This window comes from Streptomyces sp. NPDC058632, from assembly GCF_042717095.1.
Taxonomy (GTDB): Bacteria; Actinomycetota; Actinomycetes; order Streptomycetales; family Streptomycetaceae; genus Streptomyces.
Window position 1 is genome coordinate 24,751 of record NZ_JBHXQZ010000076.1, and the last position, 14,587, is coordinate 39,337.

The 14,587-nt window shown below is 69.5% G+C and carries 11 protein-coding genes and 2 tRNA genes; 10 read left to right on the forward strand and 3 right to left on the reverse strand.

The window, feature by feature from the left end; all coding sequences use genetic code 11:
* Window positions 1-137: 137 nt before the first annotated feature.
* The 7 genes from recF (at window position 138) to ACFWVE_RS25655 (ending at window position 8,632) form a co-directional block, all read left to right on the forward strand.
* A complete protein-coding gene (recF, locus tag ACFWVE_RS25625; RefSeq protein ID WP_384018335.1) occupies window positions 138-1,259 on the forward strand; it encodes a DNA replication/repair protein RecF in 1,122 nt (373 codons plus the stop codon).
* Entirely contained in the window at window positions 1,256-1,810 is a 555-nt protein-coding gene (locus tag ACFWVE_RS25630) for a DUF721 domain-containing protein (RefSeq protein WP_384018338.1), read from the forward strand. The genes recF and ACFWVE_RS25630 overlap by 4 nt, the downstream gene beginning before the upstream one ends.
* 443 nt (window positions 1,811-2,253) lie before the next feature.
* Complete coding sequence (gene gyrB / locus ACFWVE_RS25635) at window positions 2,254-4,314, forward strand: DNA topoisomerase (ATP-hydrolyzing) subunit B (RefSeq protein WP_384018341.1); 2,061 nt, start codon at window positions 2,254-2,256, stop codon at window positions 4,312-4,314.
* A 42-nt stretch (window positions 4,315-4,356) separates the two neighbouring features.
* Window positions 4,357-6,948, forward strand: a complete 2,592-nt coding sequence (gyrA, locus tag ACFWVE_RS25640) for a DNA gyrase subunit A (RefSeq protein WP_384018344.1) — start codon at window positions 4,357-4,359, stop codon at window positions 6,946-6,948.
* Window positions 6,949-6,966: 18 nt separating this feature from the next.
* A complete protein-coding gene (locus tag ACFWVE_RS25645; protein ID WP_384018347.1) occupies window positions 6,967-7,710 on the forward strand; it encodes a DUF3566 domain-containing protein in 744 nt (247 codons plus the stop codon).
* A 121-nt stretch (window positions 7,711-7,831) separates the two neighbouring features.
* Window positions 7,832-7,908, forward strand: a tRNA-Ile gene (locus tag ACFWVE_RS25650).
* 235 nt (window positions 7,909-8,143) lie between these two features.
* Window positions 8,144-8,632 (forward strand): hypothetical protein, encoded by a 489-nt coding sequence (locus ACFWVE_RS25655; protein ID WP_384018350.1) that lies wholly within the window; start codon window positions 8,144-8,146, stop codon window positions 8,630-8,632.
* 723 nt (window positions 8,633-9,355) lie between these two features.
* Here the strand turns inward: ACFWVE_RS25655 and ACFWVE_RS25660 are convergent.
* A complete protein-coding gene (locus ACFWVE_RS25660) occupies window positions 9,356-9,739 on the reverse strand; it encodes a DUF6344 domain-containing protein (RefSeq protein ID WP_384018353.1) in 384 nt (127 codons plus the stop codon).
* A 338-nt stretch (window positions 9,740-10,077) separates the two neighbouring features.
* On the opposite strand from ACFWVE_RS25660, the gene ACFWVE_RS25665 reads away from it, so the two are divergent.
* Window positions 10,078-10,206: a DLW-39 family protein gene (locus ACFWVE_RS25665; RefSeq protein WP_003999697.1), complete on the forward strand. Its 129-nt coding sequence runs from the start codon at window positions 10,078-10,080 to the stop codon at window positions 10,204-10,206.
* 222 nt (window positions 10,207-10,428) lie between these two features.
* A complete protein-coding gene (locus ACFWVE_RS25670; protein WP_384018356.1) occupies window positions 10,429-11,712 on the forward strand; it encodes a hypothetical protein in 1,284 nt (427 codons plus the stop codon).
* Between the two features lie 49 nt (window positions 11,713-11,761).
* Here ACFWVE_RS25670 and ACFWVE_RS25675 read toward each other — a convergent pair whose 3' ends face one another.
* Both ACFWVE_RS25675 and ACFWVE_RS25680 read right to left on the reverse strand, forming a co-directional pair.
* Window positions 11,762-13,477: a protein kinase gene (locus tag ACFWVE_RS25675; RefSeq protein ID WP_384018358.1), complete on the reverse strand. Its 1,716-nt coding sequence runs from the start codon at window positions 13,475-13,477 to the stop codon at window positions 11,762-11,764.
* A gap of 168 nt (window positions 13,478-13,645) precedes the next feature.
* Window positions 13,646-14,194 (reverse strand): helix-turn-helix domain-containing protein, encoded by a 549-nt coding sequence (locus tag ACFWVE_RS25680; RefSeq protein WP_384018361.1) that lies wholly within the window; start codon window positions 14,192-14,194, stop codon window positions 13,646-13,648.
* A 183-nt stretch (window positions 14,195-14,377) separates the two neighbouring features.
* Between ACFWVE_RS25680 and ACFWVE_RS25685 the strand changes: the two genes are divergently transcribed.
* Window positions 14,378-14,450 (forward strand) — tRNA-Ala (locus ACFWVE_RS25685).
* Window positions 14,451-14,587: the final 137 nt, after the last annotated feature.

Below are 14,587 nucleotides of genomic sequence, written 5' to 3' on the forward strand. Positions count from 1 at the left end.
CGGGGGAAGCGATCCGTGGAGAAGTAGTCCACAGAGCAGCCGGAGCAGCCACAGGCTGAGCGGTCAGGGCCGTTCCGTGTTGTCGGCCACAGGACCGCACGACGGTCCACAACGCCGGAGGAGGTCGGCGAACGATCATGCATGTCACGCATCTGTCGCTGACCGATTTCCGGTCCTACCCCCGGGTCGAGGTCTCCCTCGACCCGGGGGTCACGGCGTTCGTCGGCCCCAATGGGCAGGGCAAGACGAATCTCGTCGAGGCGGTCGGCTATCTCGCCACCCTCGGCAGCCACCGTGTCTCCTCCGACACCCCGCTGGTCCGCATGGGCGCCGACCGCGCGATCGTCCGGGCCCAGGTCCGGCAGGGCGAGCGGCAGCAGCTCGTCGAGCTGGAGCTGAACCCGGGCCGCGCCAACCGCGCCCGGATCAACAGGTCCTCACAGGTCAGACCCCGGGACGTGCTGGGGATCGTCCGCACGGTCCTGTTCGCGCCCGAGGACCTCGCCCTGGTCAAGGGCGATCCCGGTGAGCGGCGTCGGTTCCTGGACGAGCTGATCACCGCCCGCTCCCCGCGTATGGCCGGCGTCCGCTCCGACTACGACCGTGTCCTCAAACAGCGCAACACGCTGCTGAAGTCGGCCGCGCTGGCCCGCCGCCACGGCGGGCGCACCATGGACCTGTCCACCCTCGACGTCTGGGACCAGCATTTCGCACGGGCGGGTGCCGAACTGCTGGCCCAACGGCTGGATCTGATCGCCGCGATCCAGCCGCTCGCCGACAAGGCGTACGAACAGCTCGCGCCGGGGGGCGGCCCTGTCGCGCTGGAGTACAAGCCGTCGGCGCCCGGTGAGGCGCACACGCGCGAGGACCTGTTCGAGCAGATGTCGGCCGCGCTCGCCGAGGCGCGCAAGCAGGAGGTCGAGCGGGGGGTCACCCTGGTCGGCCCGCACCGCGACGATCTGCTGCTCAACCTTGGCCGGCTGCCGGCCAAGGGCTACGCCTCCCACGGCGAGTCCTGGTCCTACGCACTGGCCCTGCGCCTGGCCTCCTACGACCTGCTGCGCGCCGAGGGCAACGAGCCGGTGCTGGTCCTCGACGACGTCTTCGCCGAGCTGGACACCCGACGTCGTGAGCGCCTCGCCGAGCTGGTCGCGCCCGGCGAGCAGGTGCTGGTGACCGCGGCCGTCGACGACGACGTCCCCCATGTGCTGTCGGGGACGCGGTTCGCGGTGGCCGAGGGGACGGTGGAACGGGTATGAGCCGGCCGGACGGACCCGAGGGCACCCCCGCGGGAGCTCAGAAGGCGACCCCCGAGCCCTCGGGTGTCGACCTCGCGCGCGTGGCGTTGCGCGCGGCCAAGGAGGCGGCACGCGCGCGTGGGGACGTGGCGCAGCAGAAGAAGCAGGCACGGCGTGGTGGCCTGCGCTCGGGTGCGCGCGGGGACCGGCGCGATCCCATGGCGCTCGGCGCGGCGATCAACCGGCTGCTCACCGAGCGCGGCTGGGAGGCCCCGGCCGCGGTGGGCGGTGTGATGGGGCGCTGGCCGGAGATCGTCGGTGAGGACGTGGCCAAGCACTGTGAGCCGGAGCGTTACGACGAGGACGAGCGGGTGCTGGTCGTGCGCTGCGACTCCACCGCGTGGGCGACGAATCTGAGGCTGCTCGCACCGACCCTGGTCGCCCGGCTGAACGAGGACCTGGGCCACGGCACGGTGAGGCTGATCAAGGTCAACGGACCGGGTGGCCCGGCCCGCCGCTACGGCCCGTTGCGCGCCCCCGGAAGCACCGGTCCCGGCGACACGTACGGGTGACCGGGGCCCGTTCAGGGCTGTTTTCCGGGCCTCCCACGGCAGGGTGACCGACGTCACATCGAGGGCTTCCGGGTGTGTGTCGGGTCCGGGGGTGCCTCTTTCGTCGCGCCCCGGGGCGGGGTGCCGGATCGCCACCTGACTCGTAAGTAGCCAAGGGTGGACGGTCGGAAGCGCTAGGTGCCCTCGTGAGCCTCCTGGGGCCCCCATCCGTATATCGGGAGTCGGGCGAGACCGGTTGAGGGCGGCACATGCGGACTCAGGCACCGGCAAACCCCCATCGATGTCCGAGCTACCGGTAGACTGGAAGCAATCCCGCCCCGATCGTGGGGACCGCCCGGGAAAAGCTGAGCAACGCTGATCAAGGCTTATCAACGCAACATGCCGCAGCCGCTCCGGCAACCCGCCGCCGAGCCAGGCTCGTGGTGTGCCAGAAAGGGCGCTTCGTGGCCGATTCCGGCAACCCCAACGAGAACATCCCGTCCACCGACACCGGCGCGAAGAACGAGGCGACCGCCCTCAACGGTGAGGTCACCGCTTCGTACGACGCCAGTGCCATCACCGTCCTCGAGGGTCTGGACGCGGTCCGCAAGCGACCCGGTATGTACATCGGTTCGACCGGTGAACGAGGCCTGCATCACCTGGTGCAGGAGGTTGTCGACAACTCCGTCGACGAGGCGCTGGCCGGGCACGCGGACACGATCGATGTGACGATTCTGGCCGACGGCGGTGTCCGGGTCGTCGACAACGGCCGCGGCATCCCGGTGGACATCGTTCCTTCGGAGAACAAGCCGGCCGTCGAGGTCGTGCTGACCGTGCTGCACGCGGGCGGTAAGTTCGGCGGCGGCGGATACGCGGTCTCCGGCGGTCTGCACGGCGTCGGTGTCTCCGTGGTGAACGCCCTGTCGAGCAGGGTCTCCGTCGAGATCAAGCGCGACGGCCACCGCTGGACGCAGGACTACAAGATGGGCGTCCCCACGGCCCCGCTGGTCCAGCAGGAGGCCACGGACGAGACCGGGACCACGGTCACCTTCTGGGCCGACGCGGACATCTTCGAGACCACCGAGTACTCCTTCGAGACGCTGTCGCGGCGTTTCCAGGAGATGGCGTTCCTCAACAAGGGTCTGCGGATCAACCTCGCCGACGAGCGCGAGTCGGCGAAGGCCACCGCCGGGGCGGACGAGGCGGGCGAGGACGAGAAGTACGAGGTCAAGGCCGTCTCGTACCACTACGAGGGCGGCATCGTCGACTTCGTGAAGTACCTCAACTCCCGCAAGGGCGAAGCGGTGCACCCCACCGTGATCGACCTCGAGGCCGAGGACAGGGAGAAGCTCCTGTCCCTCGAGGTCGCCATGCAGTGGAACAGCGGCTACACCGAGGGCGTCTACTCCTTCGCCAACATCATCCACACCCATGAGGGCGGTACGCACGAAGAGGGCTTCCGCGCGGCGCTCACCTCGCTCATCAACAAGTACGCGCGCGACAAGAAGCTGCTGCGCGAGAAGGACGACAACCTCACGGGTGACGACATCCGCGAGGGTCTGACCGCGATCATCTCGGTCAAGCTGAGCGAGCCCCAGTTCGAGGGCCAGACCAAGACCAAGCTCGGCAACACCGAGGTGAAGACCTTCGTCCAGAAGGTCGTCTACGAGCACCTGGCGGACTGGCTGGACCGCAACCCCAACGAGGCCGCGGACATCGTCCGCAAGGGCATCGCGGCGGCCACCGCGCGCGTGGCGGCCCGCAAGGCCCGCGACCTGACCCGTCGCAAGGGCCTGCTGGAGTCGGCGTCCCTGCCGGGCAAGCTCTCGGACTGCCAGTCGAACGACCCCGTCAAGTGCGAGATCTTCATCGTCGAGGGCGACTCCGCCGGCGGCTCGGCCAAGTCCGGCCGAAACCCGCAGTACCAGGCGATCCTCCCGATCCGGGGCAAGATCCTCAACGTCGAGAAGGCGCGCATCGACCGGATCCTGCAGAACCAGGAGATCCAGGCGATGATCTCCGCGTTCGGCACCGGTGTGCACGAGGACTTCGACATCGAGAAGCTCCGCTATCACAAGATCATTCTGATGGCGGACGCCGATGTCGACGGCCAGCACATCAACACCCTGCTGCTGACGTTCCTGTTCCGCTTCATGCGGCCGCTGGTCGAGGCCGGGCACGTGTTCCTCTCCCGTCCCCCGCTCTACAAGATCAAGTGGGGCCGGGAGGACTTCGAGTACGCGTACTCCGACCGCGAGCGCGACGCGCTGATCGAGCTGGGCCGTCAGGCCGGCAAGCGCATCCGTGAGGACTCCGTCCAGCGCTTCAAGGGCCTCGGCGAGATGAACGCCGAGGAGCTGCGCATCACCACGATGGACCAGGAGCACCGCGTCCTCGGCCAGGTCACCCTGGACGACGCCGCGCAGGCCGACGACCTGTTCTCCGTCCTCATGGGCGAGGACGTGGAGGCGCGCCGCCAGTTCATCCAGCGCAACGCCAAGGACGTCCGCTTCCTCGACATCTGAGTCGGTCTCAGCTGACCGCACCAGGAAGGATCTTTACCAGCAATGACCGACGAGAACACTCCCGTCACGCCCGAAGAGGACGGCTTCACCCTGCGCGTCGAGCCCGTCGGGCTCGAGACGGAGATGCAGCGTTCGTACCTCGACTACGCGATGTCCGTCATCGTCTCGCGTGCGCTGCCGGACGTCCGTGACGGGCTCAAGCCCGTCCACCGCCGCGTGCTGTACGCCATGTACGACGGCGGCTACCGGCCCGAGCGCGGCTTCTACAAGTGCGCGCGTGTCGTCGGCGACGTCATGGGCAACTACCACCCGCACGGTGACTCCTCGATCTACGACGCGCTGGTCCGCCTCGCGCAGTCGTGGTCGATGCGGATGCCGCTGGTGGACTCCAACGGCAACTTCGGCTCCCCGGGCAACGACCCCGCGGCGGCCATGCGGTACACCGAGTGCAAGATGGCGCCGCTGTCGATGGAGATGGTCCGCGACATCGACGAGGAGACCGTCGACTTCAAGGACAACTACGACGGCCGCTCCCAGGAGCCGACCGTCCTGCCGGCCCGCTTCCCGAACCTGCTGATCAACGGATCGGCCGGTATCGCGGTCGGCATGGCGACCAACATCCCGCCGCACAACCTGCGCGAGGTCGCGGCCGGAGCCCAGTGGTACCTGGAACACCACGAGTCGTCGAACGAGGAGCTCCTCGACGCGCTCATCGAGCGCATCAAGGGCCCCGACTTCCCGACCGGTGCCCTCGTGGTGGGCCGCAAGGGCATCGAGGAGGCGTACCGGACGGGCCGCGGCTCGATCACCATGCGCGCGGTGGTCGAGGTCGAGGAGATCCAGAACCGCCAGTGCCTGGTCGTCACCGAGCTGCCGTACCAGACCAACCCCGACAACCTCGCGCAGAAGATCGCCGACCTGGTGAAGGACGGCAAGGTCGGCGGTATCGCGGACGTCCGTGACGAGACGTCGTCCCGCACCGGCCAGCGCCTGGTCATCGTGCTCAAGCGGGACGCGGTCGCCAAGGTCGTCCTGAACAACCTCTACAAGCACACCGACCTGCAGACCAACTTCGGCGCCAACATGCTGGCGCTGGTCGACGGCGTGCCGCGCACGCTCTCCCTGGACGCGTTCATCCGCCACTGGGTGAACCACCAGATCGAGGTCATCGTCCGCCGTACGCGCTTCAGGCTGCGCAAGGCGGAGGAGCGCGCGCACATCCTGCGTGGCCTGCTGAAGGCCCTGGACGCCATCGACGAGGTCATCGCGCTGATCCGGCGCAGCGACACCGTCGAGATCGCGCGCGGGGGCCTGATGGGGCTCCTGGAGATCGACGAGATCCAGGCCAACGCGATCCTGGAGATGCAGCTCCGCCGGCTGGCGGCACTGGAACGCCAGAAGATCGTCCAGGAGCACGACGAACTCCAGACGAAGATCAGCGAGTACAACGAGATCCTCGCCTCCCCGGCCCGCCAGCGAGGGATCGTCAGCGCGGAACTGGCCGCGCTGGTCGAGAAGTACGGTGACGACCGCAAGACGAAGCTGATCCCCTATGAGGGCGACATGTCCATCGAGGACCTGATCGCCGAGGAGGACATCGTCGTCACGGTCACGCGCGGTGGCTACATCAAGCGCACCAAGACCGACGACTACCGGGCCCAGAAGCGAGGCGGCAAGGGCGTACGGGGCGCGAAGCTCAAGGAAGACGACATCGTCAACCACTTCTTCGTGTCCACCACGCACCACTGGCTGCTGTTCTTCACCAACAAGGGCCGGGTCTACCGGGCGAAGGCGTACGAGCTGCCCGACGCCGGCCGGGACGCGCGCGGCCAGCACGTGGCGAACCTGCTGGCCTTCCAGCCGGACGAGGCGATCGCCCAGATCCTCGCGATCCGCGACTACGAGGCGGTTCCCTATCTGGTCCTTGCCACGAAGGCGGGTCTGGTGAAGAAGACATCACTGAAGGATTACGATTCGCCGCGCTCGGGCGGCGTGATCGCGATCAACCTGCGGGAGCAGGAGGACGGTTCCGACGATGAACTGATCGGGGCCGAACTCGTCTCGTCGGATGATGATCTACTACTGATCAGCAAGAAGGCGCAGTCGATCCGGTTCACCGCGACCGACGAAACTTTGCGGCCCATGGGCCGTGCGACTTCGGGTGTAAAGGGCATGAGTTTCCGCGAAGGGGACGAACTGCTCTCGATGAATGTTGTTCGACCCGGTACGTTCGTGTTCACTGCCACAGACGGCGGGTACGCGAAGCGGACCGCTGTCGACGAGTACCGCGTCCAGGGTCGCGGCGGCCTCGGAATCAAGGCCGCCAAGATCGTCGAGGATCGTGGAACTCTCGTCGGTGCGCTGGTGGTCGAGGAGACCGACGAGATCCTCGCCATCACGCTGTCGGGTGGTGTGATTCGTACGCGAGTCAGCGGGGTCAGGGAGACGGGCCGTGACACCATGGGCGTCCAACTGATCAACCTGGGCAAGCGCGATGCCGTGGTCGGCATCGCTCGTAACGCCGAGGCGGGACTCGAGGCGGAGGAAGTCGACGGCGACGTGGCCGTGGACGAGACCGATGAAGGTGCCGTGACCACCGGCACGGACGAGGGTGAGGCGCCCTCGTCCGAGTAGCACGAGGAGTGAGCCAGCGTGAGCGGAGCCACGGGCGCCGGACCGACCGGTACCAGTACGGGTGTGGACGGCGGTGACCGTGGCTCTGCCGCGCGGGCGACAGATCCGCACACGACCAACCTGAAAGCGATCAAGTCGCCCGGCAAGGAATCGCCTTCGTCCGACAGACATGGATCCCAGGGGGGAACTGTGACGGACACCCGAGGCCAGCAGAGCGCGCCCGGACAGGGCGCCGCTGCTCACACGGCCTCACCGCTGCCGGGGGAACGGCAGTCGCAGCAGCAGGCGGGGCCGTACCACCCGCCGCAGGCCTACCCGGCGCAGGGGGGCACGGCAGGGGGCCAGACCGGCGCGGTACGCCGCCCGCGCACCGGGGCGCGCACCACACCGCGCGTACGCAAGGCGCGCCTGCGGGTGGCCAAGGCCGACCCCTGGTCGGTGATGAAGGTCAGCTTCCTGCTCTCCGTCGCCCTGGGCATCTGCACGATCGTCGCGGCCGCGGTGCTGTGGATGGTCATGGACGCGATGGGTGTCTTCTCCACCGTCGGCGGCACCATCTCCGAGGCGACCGGCTCCAACGAGTCGAACGGCTTCGACCTCCAGTCGTTCCTGTCGCTGCCCAACGTGCTGCTGTTCACGACGGTCATCGCGGTCATCGACGTCGTCCTGGCGACGGCCCTGGCGACCCTCGGCGCGTTCATCTACAACCTCTCCGCGGGTTTCGTGGGCGGCGTCGAGCTGACGCTGGCCGAGGACGAGTGAGCGGCGCCCAGCGCCTTCCCGGCCTGCTCTGACGGCCTCCCGGCAATCGATTTTGGGACTGCCCCGGTCGTGCGCTAATCTTCAGGAGTCAGCGCGCGGGGCATACACCGCAGAGCGCGGCGGGGCTATAGCTCAGTTGGTTAGAGCGCATCCCTGATAAGGATGAGGCCACAGGTTCAAATCCTGTTAGCCCCACCAGACAAAAGACCCCCGGCCGGTTTCGGTTGGGGGTCTTTCGACATCCAGGGGTGACATCAGCCGATGGGCGGATCTTCCAGATGCCCGGCGAGCACGCCGACCGCTTCCCGCTCGCTTGTCGCCGACCGCGTGCGTGTACACGTCCCTCCATGGCCATGCTGATCCGGCTGTGCCGGAGGACCGCCTGAGCCACCTGGGGTGCACTTCCCAGGAAGGCGAGCAGGGTCCCGCAGGTGTGCCGGGCGAGACGGGCGGTGCTCATGGCGATCCTCCGTTCCAGCCCTCGCAGCTTCCGGCGCTCCTCCAGGTCACGTCACTGGGCAGCGGTGGCGGCATGGCCTCCGTCGGCTTCTACGGAGCGGGCAAGGTGGCGCTCGACTCCGTCAGCGAGGCACCGGCCATGGAGGTCGAGCAGTTCGGAACCAAAGTCACCATCGTGGAGATGGGCGGCTACGCCACGGGACTGTTCACCTCGGGTACCACAGCCACGCCCGATCCGGCCTACGCGTCGCTGCGCGCCAAGCTGGCAGAGATGTGGGGCGAGGACGCCGGCCCGGACCCGGCCACGGCGGCACCCGTCATCATGGAGCCGGCCAAGCTGCCCGAACCGCCGCGGCGCCCGATCGTCGGCAGCCGCTCGTTCGACATCGTCCAGAAGACCGACCAGGAGCGCGCCGAACTGTACCGGGCTGGGGAGTCCCTCAGCCGCATGGCACCGGGCTGACCTCCGACCGCACCACAACCGCTCCAGACCGCGCGGGGAATCACGGTGAACACGGCCGCACCCGCATCAGGCACGAACGGGCTGCTCGTCAGGTCGAGCCGTCAGCGAGGCCGGGAGCACCCCCGCTTCCACGGCTGTGTGTCAAGCCCGTCCTGGTGCCTGCCATCAACGACTGACACCAGCAACCACACGCACAGGCGGATCGGGGCGGACCGGAACGACCAGTACCGGGCGGTGGAACCGCCAAGCGGCAGGACCGAAGGGCCGCCTCGATCGACCTGACGAGGATGAGGCCACAGGTCCACATCCTCTTGGCCCCGCACATCATCGCGAGACCCCCGGTCGATACAACCGGGGGTTCTCTGCGTCTCCGGAGGCTGCCGTGTGCGGTGCGGCCGGAGGGGCTTGTCCAGCAGTGGGTGCGGGGCACGCGTGGCCGGCATCGGCCGGTGTGGCCGTGGGGCCTCGCGATGGTCCTGTTCCACCGGGACTCGTTTCCGCCGTCCCGTTCTGCCATGGGGTGCGGCTTGGGCGCCTTGCCCGTATCGCCCGCTGTGGGGGCCGGGGCCGGGGGACGTGAGCGTGGGGCGCATGAGGAAGGCCCGGCCGCTCTGGTTCGAGCGGCCGGGCTGTCCTTCGCGTGCCGTTTGGGGCCGTACGCGAGTTCGCCGGTACTTCGGGGGAGCCGGAACGGCACGGGAGGGGTGTGTGGGGCTCCGGGGCTCAGCGCTGGAGCGGGAGGTGGCCCCTGGGAGGTTCTGCGGGGGACGTGGTGTCGTCGTCGGAGCAGTTCGTGGAGGCGGTCGGGTCAGGGGCCGGGGCCGGGGCCGGGTTCGTGAGAGGGCGGTTGCGACACCTGGGAGATGCGCCGTGGGCCTCCGCGCGGATGCGCTGTTTCATCGTGGGAGGCAGGGCCGCCGCATGGGACCAGGGCCGGATGGACGTCGCCGGCGCCGTCACGTCCGGGGCGCTTTCGTCGTTGCGCGTCGTCTCGGTCCGGGGTACGGCCGCCGAAGCGGTCGTGGTGACGAATCCGAGCGCCGTGCACAGCGCGAGGAAGGCGGTGATGATGGCGGTCCACAGCTTCATGACCTTGTTCCGGGCCATTGGCCTCTCACTTTCGGGTCGGGCGATTTGCGTACTTTCCTCATGATGTGTATGCGGGCCCCGAAGTGGTGGACCTGCGCCCGTGGCGCGTCGATGTTCAGATGAACACCACCCGGATGGGCGCAAGAGGGGTGAAAAGCGGAAGATCACGGAGGGAGGTGGTGAAAATCACCGACCGTGCGGAGGTGGTCACCCTCCGGTCCGGCCGGACTTCCCCACCCCTACTGCGCAGTACAGGAGGGGAGTTGGCGGGCCGACGCAGGTCACTGATCGGTCTCGGCCGGTGTGTATAGTCGGGCGCCAGAGGTCCCCTACGTCAAGAAAGACGAGGTCGCGCGGTGAAGAAGCTTCTCCTGGTCGCACTGGCCGCCATCGGCGGGCTCCTCGTGTACCGCCAGATCCAGGCGGATCGCGCCGAGCAGGATCTGTGGACGGAGGCGACTGACTCCGTGCCCACGGGTTCGTGAGTACCGACATACGACGCTGAACAGACCCCGGCCGCGCTCGCGGTCGGGGCTTTGTGTGTCGCGGGGCCTTGCCGACGCCCCTTGTCCGCGGGGCAGGATGGTCACGGTGCGACGTCCGGCGACGACGAGGAGTGGCGCGTGAGGGCACGGCGGTGTACTGCGTGGGGGCGGTGTGCGCGGACGGGGAGGAGCGGCCGGGCCCCGACCGTTGGACGCGCCGGAGTGACGGCGCTCGCGGTAGTGCTGCTGATGGGGATGCCGGGCCTGCCCGCGGGGCAGGAGGCGGTTGCCGCCGGGACTCCCGGGACGTATGCCTTCGACGAGGGCGCGCCGCGGGTCGAAGGAGCCCTGAGCACCGCGGACGCCGTACAGCTGGAGGCCGGCCGCACCTACCGGAGCACCCTCCCGGCGAGCGGCCCGGTCCACTACCGTCTGGAACTCGACGACACCTCGAACGTCTACGTCTCCGCCACCGCCGTCCCGCCGGGGGGAGGCACCGCCGCCGTCATCGACGGCGTCAAAGTGTCCGTACAGGACGGTGACGGCCGCTCCTGCGATGTGGACACGGCGACCTTCGGCGCCGCCGCCAGCCCGCATCCGGTCGCCGCGTGGGCCGCACGCGAGATCTCCCCCGGGCGGTCCCTCTGCAAGGACGCCGGCACGTACTACGTGACCGTCGAACGCGCGGATCCGGACGGGAAGGGCGCCTCCCCCGGCCCCTGGGAGCTGGAGCTCACCACCGTGTCGGAACCGCGGCCGGCGCAGGCCGGGGCGACGACCGCGCCGGAGGCGTGGAACTCCGCCTCGCCCGAACCCGTCGCCGGGGAGGCCCGACGGCGCGCCGGCGGCGCCGGTTTCGCCGAGGCCACCCCACTCGGAGAGGGAGTCTGGCGGGACGACATCCGGCCCGGCCGGACGCTCTTCTACAAGGTCCCGGTCGGCTGGGGTCGGCAGTTCAACGCCACCGCAGAACTGGGCAGTTCGAGCTCGGGCGGTACCGGATTCGTTCCTGCCGCCCTGGACCTGGATCTCTACAACCCCGTACGCGGGCATGTCGCGGACGTGGGCGTCGGATACGACGGCAGGCAGAAGTCGGACAGCCTCGCCCCGCTGCCCCCCGTCGTGTACGCCAATCGCCACGCACCCAACAGCCAGGTCGCGGCGATGCGCTTCGCCGGCTCGTACTACCTCGTCGCGCACCTCGCGGAGAAGGTCGCGGACGACTTCGGCGACGGGCCCGTCCCGCTGACACTGCGGGTGCGCGTGAGCGGCGCGGCACAGGACGGCCCCGGGTACGCGGGGGAGTCCGTGCCGTCGGACGTCTTCGCGGTGGGCGAGGAGGATCGCGAGGCCGCGCCGGACGGGCAGGCAGCGGGTCCGGGACCGGGGGACGACACCGCGATGACGGCGCTCGCGGTGGGCGGTATCGGCACCGGCAGCGCACTGCTGGTGGGCCTCGGCGTGTGGACGGTGGCGGCTCGGCGGAGGGCTGCCTCCCCGCACTAGGGAGGCAGGCAGCCCCCGGGACGCCGGTCCCCGGGGCGGCTGTGAGGGCTCAGATCCTGGTGAGCGCCCAGAACCCCACGGCGTAACAGACCAGGGCCAGGAGCAGGAGAGGGACGGCTGCCCGCGCGGGCGGGCCGGGGCGGCGTCGGCGCCGGCTGCCCGCTCCGTGCCGTGGGCCTGCCCTGCCCGGAGACGGAGCCTCGGGGACTCCGGCGGTGTATTCGGCTGTGGAGGGATCGGCCCGGTGCGACGCGGGGCGGGAGCGCGCCGAAGGCTGGGGACGGGGAGAACGCAACGGGTGAGTGGGGTCGTGAGGGGATGCGTGGGACATGTGGCCGAGCCGGCCGGCGTGGGCGACCTGGGGCTGGGTGTGGTACGGCGGCTGGGGCTGCCCAGGTGCCTGAGACCGCTCCGGTAACGGTGCTTGCGCCGGTGGCGGTGGCGTGTGTGCGTGGTGCGACGGAGCGGGTGCGGGGGAGGGCGTGACCGTGGCCTGCGGCGGTGGGAGGTGGAAGCTGCCCGTGTCCGACATGGAGGGCGGCTGCGGTGGGACGGACGGTGCCGGAAGGGAGACGGCGCTGGAGCCGGAGGCGGGCGCCCGGGGGGTGTGGGGGACGGAACGTGGTGCCGAGGAGGTGTCCTGACGTGGGTCGGTGAGGGCTGTGCCGCTGTCCATGGAGGACGAATCCGGTGACGCCGGGGCGCTGTCGCCTCCGCCGAGGGGCCGGAGCATCGAGCCTGCCGGTCCGGCGTCTGCCGACCTGGCGTCTGCCGGTCCGGGCCCGACTGGTCCGGCATCCCCCGGGCGACCCGTTTCCTCGTCCTGCGGATGGCGCCCTTCCACTCCGGGGCGGCCCCGGCCCGAGCGCACGCCCGACGCCGCCTTCAGCGGGCCGTCGGGGCCGAAACCCGCGGGAAGAGGGCCGAGTTGATCGAAGACCTCGATCACTTCGTCGTCGGGACCGGGCTCCGGGAGCAGCTCCCTGGCCGCCGCCAGGGCCTTGCGCGCCCCCGTGGCCGTACGGAACCGCGCCTGCGGGTCCGGCTGCAGCAGTGTGGCCACGACCTGCCACAGAGGCTCGGGGATGCCTTGGGGCGCCCCGGGCGTCCCGTGTTCGGCGAAGTACTGGATGAGGGCCTTGGCGTCCGGTTTGGCACCCTCCAGCAGGTACAGCGCGACCAGGCCCACGGCGAACAGGTCCGCGGGGAAATCCGGTTCGGAGCCCATCATCTGCTCCGGCGCGAGATAGCCGGGCGTGCCCACCACCAGGTCGGTCTCGGTCAGGCGGGGCTCTCCGAGCCGCATGGCGATGCCGAAGTCGGACAGCCGCAGCCGTGGCGTACCCGTGCCGGTGGCCTCCAGAAGGATGTTGGCGGGCTTGATGTCGCGGTGGACGACACCTTCCGTGTGCACCGCGGTGAGTCCCGCCAGGAGCTGGTCGAGAAGGGTGCTGACGAAGACCGGCGGCAGGGGACCGTAGTCGCCGATGAGGTGGACCAGCGAACCGCCGGCGACCAGGTCCATGGTGAACAGGACCTTGTCGTCGTCGGCGGCCCAGCTGGTCGGGGCGAGCACATGGGGGTGGTCGATCCGCAGAGCCTGCTCGCGCACGAAACGGAGCAGGGAGTGGGCGTCGCTCTGCAGCAGGACCTTGGCGGCCGCGTAGCGACGACGACGGTGGTCCCAGGCACGCCAGACGGCACCGACACCTCCGCGCCCGATCGGGTCGACCAGTTCGTACCGGCCGGCAAAGACCTCACCCATGGCTGTGCGTCGCTCCTCCCCCAGCGGTGCCGTGCCCGGCCCTGCCCTACCCCTTCTGCCTCACACCGACCTCTCCCCCTCGACTGTCTCCCCCGTGACGAGCTGTTCGACCCCCTCGGCTCCCCCTCCGTGTCCTCGGCCGCCGGACCCCCTCCGGCGGCCGGGGCATCAGCTCTGGTGGGACTGGTAGTGCGTGACCGCGTCGGAGGTCCGGCCGGCGCCGTAGACCCGGAGGAACTCTGCCAGTTCGGGGTGGGTCGGGGCGAGGGTGTCGGCGGCGTCGATGATGTCACCGGCGGCCGCCACCGAGCGCAGCAACGACTGGATCTCGCGTACCACCCGCTTGACCGTGGGCGCCCCCGAACCGCTCGTCGTCTGCGTGGTGTTGCTGAGTACCGAGCCGCCCTGCGACTTCTTGATCTCCTCCATGCGCTCGGCCGCCTCGGCCGCGCTGACGCTCCCGTCCGCGACCTGTCCCGCCAGGTCCTGCAGCAGCTGCACCCGCTGGACCACCGCGGGGTTGCCGATCTTCGCCCGCTGACCGCTCATCAGCTGCGACAGCATCGGAGCGGACAGTCCCAGTACCCCCGCGAGACGAGCCTGGTTGAGGCCGAGATCGTCTATGAGCTTACGGAAGAGCGCCCCCAGTGGCTCCCCGTACCAGTTCCGCTGCAGTTCCCGCGCTCTTGCGGTGGCTTCCTGCTGTGCGGCGTCCATTGCGTCTCCCCATCGCTTCCCCAAGAACCGTGCTTCGCTTCAGCGAACCACGCCGAGCATCTTACGGAGAGTGGTCGGTCGCGGGGACCCCCAATCCTTTTTGCGGAACCCCCCGGGTGACCCGGTACTCTGGTGTCCGGCGCCCACCCGGATGTCCTTCTTCCTGGTGGACGCTTTGCTCGCGGGGCCTTAGCTCAGTTGGTAGAGCGCTGTCTTTGCATGGCAGATGTCAGGGGTTCGACTCCCCTAGGCTCCACAAGGAAACTCCTCCCACCTGCGGAAACGCAGGTGGGAGGAGTTTTGTGTACCGGCACCCGCCGTCCGGCACCCGCCTTCCGGTGCTCGCCGTCCGGCTTCCGTCCCCGGACCGGGGACCTGTTTCTCTTGATACCG